The 16,609-nt window shown below is 41.6% G+C and carries 13 protein-coding genes and 1 pseudogene; 10 read left to right on the plus strand and 4 right to left on the minus strand.

Going from position 1 to position 16,609, the window contains the following annotated elements; genetic code table 11:
- Positions 1-3: 3 nt before the first annotated feature.
- Positions 4-1,452 (minus strand): M16 family metallopeptidase, encoded by a 1,449-nt coding sequence (locus H6F92_RS22115; protein WP_190359503.1) that lies wholly within the window; start codon positions 1,450-1,452, stop codon positions 4-6.
- Between the two features lie 105 nt (positions 1,453-1,557).
- The gene (locus H6F92_RS22120) at positions 1,558-3,114 is read right to left on the minus strand and encodes a M16 family metallopeptidase (RefSeq protein ID WP_190359504.1); all 1,557 of its coding nucleotides are present in this window, start codon (positions 3,112-3,114) and stop codon (positions 1,558-1,560) included.
- A 174-nt stretch (positions 3,115-3,288) separates the two neighbouring features.
- Between H6F92_RS22120 and H6F92_RS22125 the strand changes: the two genes are divergently transcribed.
- The 3 genes from H6F92_RS22125 to H6F92_RS22135 all read left to right on the plus strand — a co-directional run bounded on the left by H6F92_RS22125 (position 3,289) and on the right by H6F92_RS22135 (position 6,480).
- Positions 3,289-4,182 (plus strand): ferritin-like domain-containing protein, encoded by an 894-nt coding sequence (locus H6F92_RS22125; RefSeq protein WP_190359505.1) that lies wholly within the window; start codon positions 3,289-3,291, stop codon positions 4,180-4,182.
- A gap of 163 nt (positions 4,183-4,345) precedes the next feature.
- On the plus strand, positions 4,346-5,410 hold the full coding sequence (locus H6F92_RS22130; RefSeq protein WP_190359506.1) for a pentapeptide repeat-containing protein: 1,065 nt from the start codon (positions 4,346-4,348) through the stop codon (positions 5,408-5,410).
- 71 nt (positions 5,411-5,481) lie between these two features.
- Positions 5,482-6,480 carry an FkbM family methyltransferase gene (locus H6F92_RS22135; RefSeq protein ID WP_190359507.1) on the plus strand — a complete coding sequence of 333 codons (999 nt, stop codon included), beginning with the start codon at positions 5,482-5,484 and terminating at the stop codon, positions 6,478-6,480.
- Positions 6,481-6,577: 97 nt separating this feature from the next.
- Here the strand turns inward: H6F92_RS22135 and H6F92_RS22140 are convergent, their stop codons facing one another.
- Positions 6,578-7,330 carry a Uma2 family endonuclease gene (locus H6F92_RS22140; RefSeq protein WP_190359508.1) on the minus strand — a complete coding sequence of 251 codons (753 nt, stop codon included), beginning with the start codon at positions 7,328-7,330 and terminating at the stop codon, positions 6,578-6,580.
- 191 nt (positions 7,331-7,521) lie between these two features.
- Between H6F92_RS22140 and H6F92_RS22145 the strand changes: the two genes are divergently transcribed.
- Positions 7,522-8,088 (plus strand): alpha/beta hydrolase, encoded by a 567-nt coding sequence (locus H6F92_RS22145; protein WP_242030238.1) that lies wholly within the window; start codon positions 7,522-7,524, stop codon positions 8,086-8,088.
- Between the two features lie 130 nt (positions 8,089-8,218).
- Here the strand turns inward: H6F92_RS22145 and H6F92_RS22150 are convergent, their stop codons facing one another.
- Entirely contained in the window at positions 8,219-8,851 is a 633-nt protein-coding gene (locus H6F92_RS22150; protein ID WP_008205394.1) for a response regulator, read from the minus strand.
- A 590-nt stretch (positions 8,852-9,441) separates the two neighbouring features.
- Between H6F92_RS22150 and H6F92_RS22155 the strand changes: the two genes are divergently transcribed.
- The 6 genes and pseudogenes from H6F92_RS22155 to H6F92_RS22175 form a co-directional block, all read left to right on the plus strand.
- On the plus strand, positions 9,442-11,679 hold the full coding sequence (locus H6F92_RS22155; RefSeq protein ID WP_190359509.1) for a sensor histidine kinase: 2,238 nt from the start codon (positions 9,442-9,444) through the stop codon (positions 11,677-11,679).
- Positions 11,680-11,702: 23 nt separating this feature from the next.
- Complete coding sequence (locus H6F92_RS22160) at positions 11,703-13,214, plus strand: glycosyltransferase family 39 protein (RefSeq protein ID WP_190359510.1); 1,512 nt, start codon at positions 11,703-11,705, stop codon at positions 13,212-13,214.
- Between the two features lie 216 nt (positions 13,215-13,430).
- Complete coding sequence (locus tag H6F92_RS26615) at positions 13,431-13,565, plus strand: hypothetical protein (protein ID WP_255420522.1); 135 nt, start codon at positions 13,431-13,433, stop codon at positions 13,563-13,565.
- 198 nt (positions 13,566-13,763) lie between these two features.
- Positions 13,764-14,765: a pentapeptide repeat-containing protein gene (locus H6F92_RS22165; protein WP_190359511.1), complete on the plus strand. Its 1,002-nt coding sequence runs from the start codon at positions 13,764-13,766 to the stop codon at positions 14,763-14,765.
- 264 nt (positions 14,766-15,029) lie between these two features.
- Entirely contained in the window at positions 15,030-15,788 is a 759-nt protein-coding gene (locus tag H6F92_RS22170; protein WP_061432451.1) for a sulfite exporter TauE/SafE family protein, read from the plus strand.
- A 213-nt stretch (positions 15,789-16,001) separates the two neighbouring features.
- Positions 16,002-16,496: pseudogene (locus tag H6F92_RS22175) on the plus strand (PEP-CTERM sorting domain-containing protein); the annotation flags it as partial.
- Between the last annotated feature and the right edge of the window lie 113 nt (positions 16,497-16,609).

A 16,609-nucleotide genomic window follows, 5' to 3' on the forward strand; every position in this document is an offset into this window, starting at 1 on the left:
TATTTATAGTTGTGTGATGGTGACATCAACAGTTTTAACCGTAGTTCCCAAACTGGATAAGGGAGGTTGAATTTCCTGTTCATTACCCACCACAAGAGTCACAATTTGATTCGGTTGTAGATATTGTTGGGCCACTCGTTGAATATCGGCAATTGTCACCCCTTTTACCGCTTGTTGATAACGGAAGATAAAATCTTGGGGATAACCATAGTATTCATAGGTCATCAATCGCGATAAATTTTGACCAGGTTTCTCAAACTTAAAAACAAAAGAATTGAGAATAGAATTTTTAGCATCTTCTAATTCTTTGGCAGTAACGGGTTGATTGCGAAGTCGCTCGATTTCGCCTAAAATTGCCTTAATAAAAGGTACGGTAGCATCGGTGCGAGTTTGACCTCCAGCAATAAATAAACCAGGATAATCATAACGACTATTCCAGATACCATAGACAGAATAAGCTAATCCTTGACGGGAACGCACTTCATTAAATAAACGACCACCAAAACCGCTTAAAATCTCATTTAATACCGTTAAAGCGGGATAGTCGGGACTATCCAAACGACCCCCAAGATGCCCTAATAAAACCGTACTCTGGGTTAATTGAGGTTGATTGACAACAAAGACACCTTGAAGATTTTTTTGGGTTGCCGAAGGGGTGACAATTTTAGGGGTAGTGGCGGGATTTTTCCAATCGCCAAAAGTCTTATTGATTAATGCTTTCATCGACGGAGAATCAAAATCACCGACAATTCCTAAAATTATTTGGTCGGGACGGACATAGGTACGATAAAAATCGATTAAATCCTGACGGTCAATATTAGCTAAAGTGCTATATTCTACAGTACGAGCGTAGGGGCTATTATCACCATAGACTAGCTTTTTAAACTCCCGACTAGCAATATCATCGGGATCATCATTACGTCGGGCAATTGCTCCTTTTTCCTGAACTTTGGCTAATTCCACTCTCTGATTTTCAAAAGCTGGGGAACGTAAAACCTCAGCAAAGAGATTAAAAACTGTTTCTAAATCTTCACTAAGAGCGCTAAAACTAGCAGTTCCAGCGTTAAGATCGATCGAGGTTTCTACTAGGGCTGCTCTTTGTTCTAATAACTGATTTAAGACATTAGAAGGATGTTTTTCAGTGCCACCACTACGCAGCACGGTTCCAGTAATATCGGCTAACCCGACTTTTTCCCCGGATTCTAATCTTCCTCCCGTCCGAATCATCGCCGTACCACTTACTAAAGGTAAGCTCCGATCCTCCACTAAATAAACCACCATACCATTATCTAGTTGATAACGTTCGTATTGGGGAACTGTAACTTCAGGAAGGGGAGGAAAAGTTAAATCGGTAAAATGTCGCGGGGTTTGGGCAATTGCCGGGGAACGAAAAGCGAGGACACCTATCAGGGTGAGCAGGATTAAACCTAGCCATTGTAAGCGTTTTTTCATGATTATATTTATTTTAGGTTTTCGGTTTTAGGGTGTTGGGGTTTTCGGTGTTAGGGTTTTAGGGTGTTAGGGTTTTACTTAAAATTTCCCCATTTCCCCATCTATCTATTTTGGTAAAATTCGGCCAATAGTGCGATTTTCGGGGGTAAAAGTCTCTTTAGCCACCCGTTGAATATCAGCTGCCGTGACAGCATTATAAGCATCTAATTGGGCGAATAAATTACGCCAATCGCCGGTTTTTACCTCGTATTCAATCAAGGATCGCGCCATGCCCATGTTAGAATCAAGACCTCTTAATAGGGCTGCCCGTAGTTGATTTTTAACCCGTTCTAATTCCTGTTCCGAAACTGGTTCATTTTTCAATCTTTCCAATTCCAAATTCAAACCCTGCGCTACTTCCTCCAGACTGACATTAGGAGCGCTGAGAGCATAGAATAACAGCAAATTCGGGTATTTATCCCCCGGAAAGCCGTTAAATCCCTGGGCAGCGAGGGCAAGTTGTTTGTCCTCTACTAAAGCTTTATACAGTCGCGAAGTTCTTCCTTCACTCATTAAAGTGGCGATAACCTCGTAAACCGCATGATCGGGATGATTGAGGGCGGGACGATGGTATCCTTCTAAATACCAAGGCTGCGAGGCTAATTTTAGGGTAACTTCCTTTGTTTTGGTTTGGTTCGGTTCTACTACCTTCACCTGTGGGGGTTTCGGTTTAGCGGGAAAACGACCAAAATAAACCTCAGCTAACTGTTTGACCTGTTCTGGGTCCACATCCCCGGCGATAGCTATGGTTAAATTACTGGCAGGATAAAATTTATCGAAAAAGTTTTGGATATCTGAGGGTTCCAGATTGCGAATATCTCGATCGTAACCGATAACGGGACGTTTGTAGGGATGGACAGTATAAGCTTGATCGAGAAAAGCTTCGATTAATAGACCCAAGGGGCTATTATCCGTCCGCATCCGTCTTTCTTCTAGAATTACGTCTTTTTCTTTGTAAAATTCCCGTTGGAACACCGGTTCTAAAAATCTTTCCGATTCCAAAGACATCCACAATTCCAATTTATTCGACGGGAAGCTGTAAAAATAGCTAGTTGCATCGCTGGAAGTGGTGGCATTTAAACCGACTCCCCCCTGAGTTTCGACGATTTGCCCGTATTCGTTGCGTTGGACGAATTTCTCGGACTCTGCCTTAGTTTTTTGAAATTCTTCCGTTAATTTAGCCACTTCTGCGCTTTTACCCGCTTTTTTGGCCGCTTGTAGTTCTTTGTCTATAGCTTCAAGGCGATCGAGGACTTTTTTCTCGCTAAGATAATCGCTAGTACCGATGGTTTTTGTGCCTTTAAAGGCTAAATGTTCCAAAAAGTGGGCAACTCCTGTTTTACCGTCCGGTTCATCGGCACCTCCCACATCCGCGTAGGTGACAAAGGAAATAACCGGGGCATCGCGATTTTCTAGGATAATGAATTTTAGTCCGTTGTCGAGGCGAAATTCGGTAATTTTTTGTTGAAATTGCTTAAGGTAGGGGGTAATCGATTGTACATCGGCTGGTTGCTCTTTTGCTTGGGCAAGAAGGGGTGAGAAACTCCCAAAACCCCAAAACACAAGGAAAGCGACCCAAAAGCCGATTACAGCCCGATAATAGGGGTTATTTTTAATGATCATAGATAGTTTTATCAGGTATCGTGGGAGCGAGAGATCGATCGCTATGTTCGATCTTAGCAGTCGATTGTTAGGAGAGGGGAGTGAGAAGCCATCTCCCTGCTTCCCGCTCCCTTGCCAGATTGGGGAAAAACTCCGTTAGAATACTGAAAGCCGTTTACAAAACGATACAAAGTCATGACCGTTGCTTACCCTCGTAAATTCAAGAAGACGATGAGCGCTCGCGACATCATGAAGCGTGTCATTAGCGATCGCGAAATTCATCTTGTCACCCTCAACCGTTACCGCTACAACGAACAACGTAGCTGTAAAGACCTGACCGAACTGATCGAAACCTTAGACGGACAACCGCAAGAACTGATACAAGACCTTTCCCGTCACGTCGCCGATGAGGCCCGCCATGCCTACTGGTTAACCGATTTATTGATCGAATTGGGGGCCGATGTGGGGAAACCGCCGGGGTTGTCCTATATCGATGAATTTGAACGTCTTCTCGATCAAGATCAATTCCAAGGCGAAGAACAAAGGGAAGATGGACTGATTGCAGCCCTAGCGGCAATTAACGTCACGGAAAAACGGGGATGCGAATACTTTGCCGCCCATATCTATGCCCTCAAGGAAGGGGAACAAACCCCAGAAAATCTGAAAATTCGGGAAACGATCGCCAAAATTTTTCCTGAAGAAGCGGGTCATGTGCGTTGGGGCAATCGTTGGTTAGCCAAAATTGCCCAAAAAAGCCCCGAACATCGGCAAAAAGTCGAAAAAGCTAAGGCCAAATACTCAGCGATCGAACAGGCCGCCTATGAATCGGGTATGGATATCACCCTGGGGGCAGAATTGCGCCGCGTCGGTCATTTAATGGAAATCGCCGCCACTATGCCGCTTTGGGAACGTCCTCAATATCTGATGGAACGTTTACCCCAATCCCTTCTCGACCCGAAATTACAATTATTCCGGGTAGAAGCGGCTCAAAAAGCCTGGAATCGTGATCCACAAATGTTTATGGAACGCTTTTTGCCGATGTTTTTTAATGCGGACGGCAATATCGGCAAAAAAGAGAAAGTCAACTAATGTAACCTTGATTTTCAGGGGCAATCCTTCAGCGATCGCCGAAGAAATGTTCATCGAGGATCGAGAAAATCAGCTATTGTTTTAAATAGGGGTGAGTTCTCGGCTTTAGGGCCGGAGAAACACCACTTTTTTACTGTTTATTTTGGCTTTTCTTTTTTGGATTATGCGTCTTTTAGCTGCCTTCGATCGCTATCCCGATAGTGTATCGTTAACCCTAGAACCAGTAGCCACCGACTCGCAAAAATTTGATTTATATTTAACTTTACACCTACAAGCTCAAATTCAATCTCTCCTCGGCGGGGAAATTAAATGGGGACTGAAAGGAGGAAAATTAGATTTTGTTTTAGTTAATTGTCACCTGACACCAAATCCTCTTTCTAGTCAAGAGTTATACATAAATCGTATTAATAATCATCAATGGCGGTTATCCTTCAAAAGTCCTCAGTCAATATTTACAGGAGCGATCGAAAGGATTAACCTAGGAACCGTGAGTGTCGAGGAAGAACCTTATCATCTGACGGTGCAATTTTCGCTGACAGCTGCCGATATCTGTATCACGGAAACATCGGGATTATGGAAACATGATCTAAGTCCCAATAAACATAGTATTTTAGAGCGAAAGTTAGCATTTTTCCTGATGGAAAATCAATTTGATGCTTTTTTAAGTCGTATTTCTTTGGGTTCATCGCAGGTGGAATTAGATAATGTTCTAGTTGAACCGCAACCGGCAACATCAGAAAATTTAGAGAAATTGCAGGCACAAATCGAGGGAATTTATGCTGCTGTTAGTGATGATTTTCTGGAATTAGCCCAATTAGCTGAACTTAATCCCCTAACGGATTTTACTGGGGCAAATCTCCTGGCAGCGGAATTAAGTGGTATATCTTTAGGCATGGCTAATCTCTATCAAGCTAATCTGCGGGGGGCCAATTTAACCGATGCTGATTTAAGGGAAATTAACGGCAGTCATGCTAGTTTTAGGGGAGCGGATTTAAGCGGAGCCTTATTAGCTAATGCCGATTTAAGTTATGCTGATTTTTACCGTTCTAGTTTGGCTTTAGCTAATTTAATTGGCTCCAATTTAGAAGGGGCTAATTTAGTTGAAGTCAACATCACTCAAGCGAATTTTAGCGGGGCAAAAGTGAAGGAGGCAAAGTTTGCCGATAACGTGGGTATGACCGAGGAATTGCGGGAAAATTTACGCTTGCGCGGAGCTTTCTGCGATTAGTATCCTCCTTACTTATAGACTGGTAATATCTTAGCAATTGTCCTATTTCTCCATAGCCAGATAGAAAAAATATGCCCTTATTTACTCCAAGTCTCAAACAAAGCGGTCATCTCGATCAAATTTCGATTACCGTCTGTAATGTTGGTTCACGAAAACTTAGCACTCAAGACGATTATGGTAGCAGCGGATGGCAGATTTTTGCCCCCAATTTAACAATTTTGGGAGTGGATGCCGATGGGGATGCTTGTGAAGAAGCTAATGAAGAATTGGTGAGACGAAATATTAATTGGCAGGAAAAACATCTAGCCATTGCCTTGGCAAAATCTAAGGGAGAAAAGACTTTATATGTAACTAAACATCCGATGTGTAGTTCTCTTTATCATCCCAATGAAGATTTTTTAAACCGGTTTAAAAATTTACCAGAATTTGCTAACTTAGACTTTACTTTTGACCTAGAAACCACTACTTTAGATCAATTATGTCAACAGGAAAATATCCCATCTATAGATTTTTTACAAATTGATGTGCAAGGGGCAGATTTAGATGTTTTACAGGGAGGTTTAGAGATATTATCCCGCAGTGTTTTGGGTATACAAATAGAAGTGGAATTTTCACCTCTTTATCTCAATCAACCTCTTTTTGCTGACATTGATAAGTTTTTAAGACAACAATCTTTTTCCCTATTTCATTTAGCAACTTCCCACCGAATTCGCAGTATTTCTCCTATTCAATCTCAGCGACCAGGGCAAATACTCTGGGGGGAAGCTTATTACTACAGAGACTTAATTGCCCCAGATTTATCGGCTGATTTATTGTTTCTAAAAACCCCCGAACAAATTCTCAAACTAGCTTGTATTGCCGATGTGATGGATTTTACCGATTATGCAGTGGAGTTACTGGCTTATTTAACCGTTAATTGTGGACAAGATAAAAATTATAATTTTGCTGATAATATTATCGACGTTTTGAGTCAATTTCCTGACTTAACTAAGCAAGGACTAGCCAATTTAGAAATTTTCCAAATTCTTAAGGATTTCCTTAGTCCCGAGACCGAAAATTTCTGGAAATAAAGTTAAATTTTCACCGATTCTAGAGATTACCAGTTAGCTTAGGTTGGTTCAACAATTGAGGAGCGGTAAGCTGTTGACTATTAATCAAAAAAGAAGATTAGAGATTTTCCTCGGTATCTATGCCTAATTCCCGCAGTTTAGCCGCTAATTTCGCAGCTTTTTGCTTTTCTTGCTCGACTTGGTTTTCTGCCTCTAAAACCCGATTTTCTGCCTCCACAGCCCGATTTTCCGCCTGTTGTGCCGCTTCTGCGGGAGTGGGTACTAATTCCCCTTCGGGGGTAAAGTAGCGCAATTTATTGGCAGATAAACCCAAATATAAGCCTAATTGTTGACTCCAGAGCCATCCCTGGGGATTGGGAGCAATCGGTTGATATTGACCGCTAATTAGGGTAAATCCCTGAAATTCTAAGCTTTCTGGGTCAAACCCAAAATAATCGGGAGTGCGAAATATATCTTGATAAATTTGTTTTTTCTCCTCTCGGTCAACTTTGGCGGTACTATCGGAGAGAATTTCGATAATTAAATTGGGATATTTGCCCTCTTCTCGCCAAATTACCCAACTTCTGCGGTTAGGATTGGGATTTGTCCCCAAAACGACGAAAAAATCGGGACCACGAAAGAATTCTGACTTTTTCTGGTTGGGACTGTAATAGATAGTTAAATTGCCGGTGGCAAAATAATCTTCTCGCTCGCGCCACCACCATTCTAAACACTGAATTAGTAAAATAATTTGTTGTAGATGTAGGTTACTTTCCAAGGGTGGTTCATCACTCCAAAATTGGCCTTGTGGGAAGATTATCTCAGGGTTGACATGAGACTCGACTAGGGGTAAGCTTTGAGCGATAGTCATGGTTTATCCAACAGAGATAGGTCGATAACTTATTATAAATGATTGAATATACTTTTTGGATGGTTATAGCACCGGCAATTGAGTTAAAAAGTTAAAATGGGCTTAATGGCTACAATGTAAGAATATTAATAGCTCTCTGAGAGTTAAAAAATGTTAAAAACCAGCACTTTTCGAGTTTTGTAAGAGGTCTTATGAACAGAATTAACAATATTGTTTTGGTTCACGGTTTTTGGGCCGATGGTTCTAGTTATAATCAGATAACTGCCCAGTTATTAGCCGAAGGATACGCAGCGATCGCAGTGCAAAATCCTCTCACTTCTCTAGCGGATGACGTAGCTGCTACGAAAAGAGTTTTAAACCGTATCGAAGGACAATGTATTCTAGTCGGTCATTCTTGGGGGGGGATGGTAATCACAGAGGCCGGCAACGATGAAAAAGTTTCCGGTTTAGTTTATATTGCAGCGTTGGCTCCCGATGCGGGGGAATCGATGGTAGATTTGTTTAGTGAATACGAAACCCCATCACAGTATTTTCAAGAACAAGAGGGGTTTATCTGGATTTCTCAAGAGGGAATAGAGAAGATTCTCGCCAATGATTTGCCCGCCGAAAAAGCCGCTTTAATTTATGCCACCCAAACCCCAGCAGCCGCCTCTTTACTAACAGCAAAAACCACTACAACCGCCTGGAGAAATAAGCCGAACTGGTATATTGTCTCTAGTCAAGATCAAGCCGTACCCCCAGAATTACAGCTTAATTAGGCCGAGAGAATGGGAGCAAAGACAGTGGTTTTGGCATCCGGTCACGTCCCGACTATTTCCCATGCTTCAGAGGTTTTAGAGGTGATTAGAGAAGCCTCGAATAGGGGATAAGTAAATCGCCATTTTCCCCTTAAACAATACCGGAACGCAGGGCAATTACGGCCGCTTGTACTCGGTCGTCCACGGCCAATTTATTCATAATTCCCCGCACATGGGTTTTAATCGTATTGGTGCTTAAATAAAGTTGTTCGGCGATTTCAGCGTTACTTTTGCCCTCAACAATTAACTTTAAAACCTCCATTTCTCGCTCTGATAAAAGTGCTAGATTGGGATTAGGTTGCACTGCCGGCGGTTTGAGATTATCCATGACTAAACGGGCAATTTGGGGGTCTAAATAGGTGGCTCCGTCCTTAGCTGCTTCAATAGCGGCCAAAAGGCGATCGAGACTCGCTCCCTTGATACAATAGGCATCAGCGCCACTGGCCAGAGCAGCGATCACTTCCTGTTGGAGAGTGTGGGAAGTGAGCATGACCACATGAACATTAGCTAAACCCTCCTTAATCTGTTTAGTTGCCGCAATGCCATCGAGACGGGGTAAACCGATGTCCATGACCACTAAATCCGGCCGTAGGGACAGGGCTAATTGTACCGCCGCTAGACCATCACTAGCTTGACCGACAATCTCAAAATCCGGCTGTTCACCGAGCGCCTGTTCTAAACCTAACTGCATTAAAGGATCGTCTTCAACAATTAAAATCCGCATGATCTTTGATTCCTAACGGGAAAATGTACGGTTTTCACCCATCTGCATGAGGCAGAACTACTCCTAGTTTAGGCAATCTGGAAATAGATTAACAGTGATCAGTGACCAGTGATCAGTAAACAGTGATCAGTGATCAGTGACCAGTGACCAGTGACCAGTGACCAGTAACCAGTAACCAGTGAAGGATACTAAATTTATTGAAAATTGAAAACTTAAACGGTTCTTCGTTACTTGTTATGGTTCGATAGGGGGGCATAAATCGACTAAATCCTTATCTGGCAAGAGATTTAATTGATTAGTTCGCTCTAGATCAAAAACAATTGACAAAAATCGCCAAATGCCTTTCTATATAAGGGTTCCATCCCTTATAAACCCCGTCCATTGCATAACACAAACCGAAGAACCATAACTTAAAACTTAAACCTAATAACTTAAAACTTAAACCTTAAACCTAATAACTTAAAACTTAAACCTAATAACTGATAACTGATAACTGATCACTGATAACTGATAACTGATCACTGATAACTGATAACTGATAACTGATAACTGATAACTGATCACTGATAACTGATAACTGATAACTGAAAATGCTACGGATTTCATCAGATCGATCTAAAATTGTGCTTGTTGCCCTAGTTTATCTGGGTGTTGGTTGGCTAGGCTATCTCTGCTTAAATTTAGGGTCGCGACCGGCCCCGATTTGGATGAGTGCTGGTATTGGCTTGACTGCTGTTTTTTTAGGGGGAAAAAGGCTAGTTTTAGGCGTTTTTATCGGGGATTTGCTTCTTACCTTCTTTTTAGGGGCCAGTTGGCCCATAGCTCTATTTTCGGCGCTCGGTAGCAGTTTATCGGCTCTGTTAGGGGCGCAATTCTTGCATTATCTGAGATTTTCCGCCACTTTAGAGCGCATTCGCGATATCCTTTTACTGGTATTTTTAGCGGCTTTATTAGCCTCGGCAGTCAATGCCACTATCGATACTTTTGCCCGTAGTTGGCTAAATACTTGGGATTGGCGGCAATTTGGACAGTCTTGGGGCATTATCTGGCTCGGAGATAGTACGGGAATATTAATGACCACGCCGCTGCTGTTGCGTTTTTGCTTCAATCGTCACTCCCTGCGGGAACCACGGCAACCTCAACGCCTTGGCGAGGCCTTACTTTGTCTGAGTTTGCTAACGGGGGTGACTTCCGTGGTTTTTGGTGGTCAACAGGATTTTCTTAACCCCGATTGGAGTATGGTGCAGTACCTCGAATATCTGCCTTTTCCTTTTGTGGTTTGGGCCGCCATGCGTTTTCAGACCTGGGGAGCGGTAATAGCCAATTTTTTGGTGTCTATTTTAGCTTTGATGGGATTGGTCGGGGGAGTCAGCCCTTTTATCCTACAAGCTCCCGATCATACCAGAGGTGTCCTGATCTTACAAATCTTTTTAGTCATTGTCATGTCAACTTCTCTGTTTTTATCGGCGGCGATTACCGAAAGACAACAGATCGATCGAGCTTTAAATGAAACTTTAGAAAGAGAACATTTAGTAACACAAGTTGCTTTAAAAGTCCATCAATCTTTAGATATAGATCAGGTTTTAAATACCATTGTTGAGGAAATCAGACATTTTCTCGATGCCGATCAAGTCTATATCGGTCACTGTCAAGAGCGGGGTTGGTCTAAGGTAATCGCTGAGTCCCGTCGTCCCGAGATTCCCTCGCTGATGGGTTGGTTTCCCGAACCAGAATTACTGGAAGAATTGGGACAATTGTTTTCTTTAGATAAGTTAATTATTGCTGATAATACCGCTAAGGTAAAAACTCTACCCACTCTCAAGGGTTATTACGAATACCTGCAAGTTAAATCCTCTTTAGTTTTACCCCTAACGGTTAATCATCAACATTTAGGTGCTTTAGTTGTCCATCAATATTCTCATCCTCGTCATTGGCAAAAAAGCGAGGTCAAATTATTAGAACAGTTAGCCACCCAAGTTTGTATCGCTATCGGCCAAGCGCAACTATATCAGAGGGTGCAAAGCTTGAATAATAATTTAGAACGGGAAGTAGCAGCAAGAACCTTGGAACTGCGGGAAAAAGTCCGGGAAATTCAGCGTTTATACGAAATGAAAACGGTTTTTTTACAGGCAGTATCCCACGATCTTCGCACTTCGATTATGGGATTAGTGATGTTATTAAAAAATTTACAGTGTCGGCAAACAGAAAAAGTAACTATCTCGCGAGCAATGCTCGATCAGGTGGTGCGTAGTTGCGATCGACAATTAACTTTAATTAATGCTTTATCAGAAAATCATTTTGCTGAAGAACGGCCTTTAATCTTGCATCGTCAACCTCTATCTTTAAAAGAACAGGTGAAAATTTGGCTGAAAGATTGGCAAAAAGATTTTGATTTATACCAAGCTACTTTTATTAATCTTCTCCCCGATGATTTACCTGCTATTAATGCTGATCCTTGTCAGCTAAGAAGTGTTTTTGAGCAATTATTAAATAATGCCTTAAAACATAATCCTCCACCAATTCAATTAGCTTTAGATGCTCGTATTGACCAAGACATGATCTACTGCACTTTAAGTGATAATGGTATTGGCATGGATGAGGAACAATGTCAACATCTTTTCCATTTATATGTAAGAAATCTTCATAATCAACACCTAACGGGAATCGGTTTAGGTTCCTACCAATGTCGGCAAATAATCGAGGCTCACTCTGGGAGAATTGGGGTAAAAAGTACCCCACAGGTTGGCTCACAATTTTGGTTTACTTTACCCCTTGCCCATCAAAATTTTAGAGTGATTAAGCAGGATTTGGTCAACAGTAATCAGTGATTTTTAACAGGATCGAGATAATTATGCTTACCCGTCAATCTGGGATTAGATTTGCTTTAGGTTTATTGATTATTTTCAATATTTTCTATTTTGTCCATCTCGCCTACTATAGCTATGTTTGGCACGATGAATGTTTTGTATTACTGCATCTTTCTGGTTACACACCTGAACAGTTAATTAACTATCTGTTCGACGGACAAATTAAATCTACAGAACAACTCTGGCAATTGCAAGGGGTTAATTCTGTGAAAGGTTTTCCCGATACCTTAGCCTCTCTTTATACTAGCTCAAATTATGATCTACCTCTCTATTATAGTTTCCTCTGGTTTTTAGCAAGATTATTAGGCAATTCTTATTTAGTCTTAAGAGGATTTTCGGTAATTATTTGGTTTGGTATTTTATGGAGTTTTTACCATTTGGCTTTGACTTTATTTAAAAATAAAAATGCCGCTTTAATCGCCGCTACACTTATCTTCTTTTCCCCGCGTTTTACTGGTTATGCTCTAGGAATTTGGGAATACGGACTATATGTTTTCTGTTCGATACTTTCTAGCTGGTTATTTCTCAAAGCTATTGATTCCTCGCAACCGAAAAAAGATTGGTTTTTCTATAGTTTATCCCTAATCGCTGGTTTATATACCCATGTTTTCTTTATCTTTGTTCTAGTAGTCCATAGCCTATATTTTCTGCTACAGCTGAATTCTTTTAACTCTTTAACCAAAAAATACTATAGCATCAGCTTACTTGCTTCCCTAGGTATTTATTCAATTTGGTTAACCCGGATTTTTACCAGTCGATTTACTGTCTTTGGATGGTCAAAAGGCAGTTTACCCCTAGAGATCCTTTGGCAAAGATGGGTAAGAATGATCGCTCGTTTATTTTATAATTTTAGTTTAACCAATTCCACCATCACCCCTATTATTGAATACTGCCTAATTATCTTCGTCATCATCTCCTTTATTTATCTGGGCAAAAAAGCCGATAAAAAAGTTTTTACCCTGATTATTCTCCTGACAATTATCCCCTTTTTCTCTCTTTTAGCTTGGGATCTAATCGGAGGATTTCGCTACACGGCTGTGGGCAGATTTTACTTACCAAGTTTTCTCGGTATGCTGCTGGCAGTTACCTTTTTACTAAGCAACGGATTACAGCAGCGCCAAGGCTGGGCAAAAATTCTCTTAATATTATGGCTATTTTTCGGATTAATTGCCAAAATTCCCTATCCAACGCCAGCAACTAGATATGTGGGCTATGGTAGTAATATTCCCAACGCTTATACAATGATTAATCGCAGTCAAAAACCTCTAATTATTTCAGAACATTGGTTAGATACCTTGCCCCTGATTCATACCACTGATGCTAAGACAAAGTATTTATTTGTTCAGTCGAACCCTAGAGTTTCCATCCCATCCTTAAAAAATCAATTTACCGATATTTATCTCCTCAATCCTTCCCCCAGTCTCAGACAATATTTAGATAACCAGTCTGTACAATTATCCCCTACGGAAAATCAAGCCTTTTGGCGAATTGATTAAAAAGCCATTGACCCCCCTTGCCAAAATAGACCACAACCTGATAGACTCAATGAACCAAGGCTTCAGGGAATAGAATTGGGCAGTTCATCCCTAAGAGGGATTGACTTTTACAAAGTTTTATGCTTGCTCAACTGGAGAGTCCCCGAAATCTGGTGATTAAGAGTTTTAGCCTTTTGGCTACTGGACTGACTAAGCAGACCTAACCAATTCAACTGTATGATACCGAGTCAAGACATCGGCGAGGCAGTAGATTCAGTCAGGAAAACTGACGCACAAGACTTCTCTAATTTAATGCCTAGACCTGGCTGGCAACAAGTGGCGGGTTTAGGTAGAGGCTGTTTTTGGTATTGAACCCCGATTCTTGTAGTTATTTACCGGTTTTAGTGATTGCCAATAGGGATTTTAAGCCCGTAATTGGTTGAAAATTGCTATTTATTCGCAAAAATCCCTAGTCGCTCCCTGTACTAACCCTAGAAATCCACTTCATCGTCAGTAATTTTCCCCAACCCATTCTCTGGAAATCAGCTTCCAGAACAATTTAGTTATTTTATGAGTAGCAATGCCTTAACCGATCGTGAACATCTAATCGAACTGTATAATCGAGGTGAACGCAACTTTGCGGAAGTCAGACTTAGCGGAGTCAATTTAAAGAGACAGTGTTTAAACCAGATTAACCTAAGTCATAGTTACTTAAAACGAGCCAATTTAGCCGAAGCTTGTTTAATTAACGCTAATTTCAAGGACGCTTCCCTCGAAGAAGTTAATTTAAGCAAAGCTTGTCTTATCGATGCTAACCTGACTAAAGCCGACCTTTCTGGGGCAAATTTGCACCAAAGTAACCTAAGCGGCGCAATTTTGAGTAATACCGTCCTCAAAAAGGCTGATTTAAGTTCTGCCTGTTTAATTCACAGTAGCTTACTTTTTGCTCAACTGTTCAGAGCAAATCTCGAAGCCGCTAATCTCACCTCAGCCACTTTAACCCATGCCATGGCGGGGAAAGCTAACCTAAAACGGGCCATTCTCACTCGTGCTATTCTTAGCTCTGCTAATCTTAGCCATGCTAACTTAAAAGAGGCTAACCTAATTCGAGCCTATCTCTATCAAGCTAATCTGGAAAACTGCCATCTTCAATACGCCGACCTCAGCTATGCCGATTTGCGCGGGGCGGATTTACGGGGGGCGGATTTACGTTATGCTAACCTGGAAGGGACTAATCTGACGGGAGCTAACCTCAATTCTAGCGATTTTGAGGGAGCGAACTTAACCGGAGCCGATTTAAGTAAAACTGACGCTAATAAAGCCAATTTTCGCCAGGCTAACTTAACCGGTTGTAATCTTCTTGGCGCTAATTTAGCCTCCGCTAACCTTTCCGGTGCTAATCTACACCAAGCGGGATTACTCTTGAGTTATTTAGTGGGAAGCAATCTTAAACGAGCTAATCTCAAACAAGCTAACTTAATTGGGGCGATTTTAACCGAAAATAACCTTCTTTCCGCTTCCCTTGAGGAAACTATTCTTCCTAACGGCAGTCGCGGTAATCTCCTTTCCTAATATTCCTAGAAAAACCCAGTTATAGAGACTTTTCCGCCGAGGTTTCTATAACCGTGGGGTTTTTCTTGGGGAATGATGAATTATGAATGATGAATTATAAATTATAAATTATGAATTGGGAGTGGGGAGTGCCAGAGTTGGGAGTGGGGAGAATAAATAAAAATAATCTCCTGAATACTGTCTCCCGTCTCCTGTCTCCTGTCTCGACTAGGAAATTAATTTTGCACGACTATTCAGACCCCTCAAGGCCATGAACCGAAGATAATGGCAGACAATTACTTAATTTTACTGATAACAGGCGTTTTTTCGGGCTTATTAGCGGGTTTATTTGGTATTGGGGGTGGCACTATCTCCGTGGCGATCCTGTTAAATTTGGGCTACAGTTACGGGGAATCGGTGGCTACCAGCAGTTTAGCGATCGTTTTTACTTCCCTAGGGGGTACGATCCAAAATTGGCGATTAGGTTCCCTCAAATGGCAGCGAGTTCTCCTCTTAGGTTTACCCGGGATTTTTACGGCATTTATCGGGGTCTATCTGGTCAAATCTAGCCCCAAACACCTCCTAGAAGCGGCTTTTGGTTGTTTTTTACTACTCAATATCTATTTAACCAATCTCAAGCAAAATTTAAGCCAAAAAGAGCCAGTTTCTGCCCTTAGATTGCATCCTAATCTAGCCTGTCTGCTAACCGGAGGAATCGCTGGATTTTTAGCCGGTATTTTCGGAATTGGCGGTGGGGCGATCATGGTGCCACTACAAATGATTTTTTTGGCAGAAAAGATCAAAATCGCCATTGTCACCAGTTTAGGTGTGGTTTTACTCAATTCGATCGCCGCCTGTTTCGCTCATGCCCAAGCCGGTCATATTCTTTATCTACAAGGGATTATTTTAGGTATCGGTGGTTCCCTAGGTGTACAAGTAACCACTCGTTTTTTACCGAAATTACCGGATCGATTGGTGCGGATTACTTTTTATATTTTTCTGCTACTGATGGCCATTTATTTCTTCATCCGCGCTTGCTCTTAGACCGGATCAACGGACTGGTTAATTTCTAACCCTTCCACTCTCTCCCTGATGGGCTTTTTTCCGGATTCATCAATAAAAAACGGAGAATACTTGACAAATTCGGGGGGGGGGTAGAATGATGCTGCTTATTACTGTTAAGCAATGATTTATGGGGTATAAATAGCAATTTTTCCCCAGTATTAGCCATGAAATTAACTTGTCAATTGATCAAAAATGACTAATCAACTGCTAAAAGCCCTTTGCCTTCCGGCGGTGACTTGTGCCGTTTTCAGTGCCATTCCCGCCCATGCCGCCATTTTTACCGCTACCTATACGGGTACTGTTTCCAGTGCTACTGTCGATAACGTTACTGCCGGTAATACTGCGGTTATTACCTATCAGCTTGACAATGGGGGAACTTCCCTGTCAAACCAAACATGGACCGCGAGTAACATTGTGAGTGTCACCTTCAATTTTGGTAATGGGAACCACGTTACCACCTTTAATCCTAATGGGGGTAATGGGTTGAGTGTTAGTATAGGAAGTTTTGTCACCAATGCCTCAGGAACATTAACGGCTGTTCCTTCTGCTTGGACCGATTTCTCTAATGTCAATGTCGTCTCAACCAATTCTACACAAACACCTAACGCATGGTACCTGGATGGGGGCAATGGCGTTTACGAAACTAATAGTTTCTCCAAGACTGTCAATTTGACCAATGTATCAGGTCAGAAGTGTTGAACGTTGAGAAAAGTCAGAAAAAAATGCTATTATAGATAGAATCTAGACAACTTATTCCCCTCACAATAGGGAGTTTGCCCTGATGACGAATTTTTCAAAAC

It is taken from the genome of Microcystis wesenbergii FACHB-1317 (assembly GCF_014696875.1).
Taxonomy (GTDB): domain Bacteria; phylum Cyanobacteriota; class Cyanobacteriia; order Cyanobacteriales; family Microcystaceae; genus Microcystis; species Microcystis wesenbergii_A.

Coding starts and splice junctions, on each gene's coding strand:
- H6F92_RS22145 (WP_242030238.1), top strand. CDS start 7,522: ATGAACAGAATTAACAATATTGTTTTGGTTCACGGTTTTTGGGCCGAT.
- H6F92_RS26615 (WP_255420522.1), top strand. CDS start 13,431: ATGATACCGAGTCAAGACATCGGCGAGGCAGTAGATTCAGTCAGGAAA.
- H6F92_RS22150 (WP_008205394.1), bottom strand. CDS start 8,851: ATGCGGATTTTAATTGTTGAAGACGATCCTTTAATGCAGTTAGGTTTA.
- H6F92_RS22130 (WP_190359506.1), top strand. CDS start 4,346: ATGCGTCTTTTAGCTGCCTTCGATCGCTATCCCGATAGTGTATCGTTA.
- H6F92_RS22165 (WP_190359511.1), top strand. CDS start 13,764: ATGAGTAGCAATGCCTTAACCGATCGTGAACATCTAATCGAACTGTAT.
- H6F92_RS22155 (WP_190359509.1), top strand. CDS start 9,442: ATGCTACGGATTTCATCAGATCGATCTAAAATTGTGCTTGTTGCCCTA.
- H6F92_RS22115 (WP_190359503.1), bottom strand. CDS start 1,452: ATGAAAAAACGCTTACAATGGCTAGGTTTAATCCTGCTCACCCTGATA.
- H6F92_RS22170 (WP_061432451.1), top strand. CDS start 15,030: ATGGCAGACAATTACTTAATTTTACTGATAACAGGCGTTTTTTCGGGC.
- H6F92_RS22160 (WP_190359510.1), top strand. CDS start 11,703: ATGCTTACCCGTCAATCTGGGATTAGATTTGCTTTAGGTTTATTGATT.
- H6F92_RS22140 (WP_190359508.1), bottom strand. CDS start 7,330: ATGACTATCGCTCAAAGCTTACCCCTAGTCGAGTCTCATGTCAACCCT.
- H6F92_RS22135 (WP_190359507.1), top strand. CDS start 5,482: ATGCCCTTATTTACTCCAAGTCTCAAACAAAGCGGTCATCTCGATCAA.
- H6F92_RS22125 (WP_190359505.1), top strand. CDS start 3,289: ATGACCGTTGCTTACCCTCGTAAATTCAAGAAGACGATGAGCGCTCGC.
- H6F92_RS22120 (WP_190359504.1), bottom strand. CDS start 3,114: ATGATCATTAAAAATAACCCCTATTATCGGGCTGTAATCGGCTTTTGG.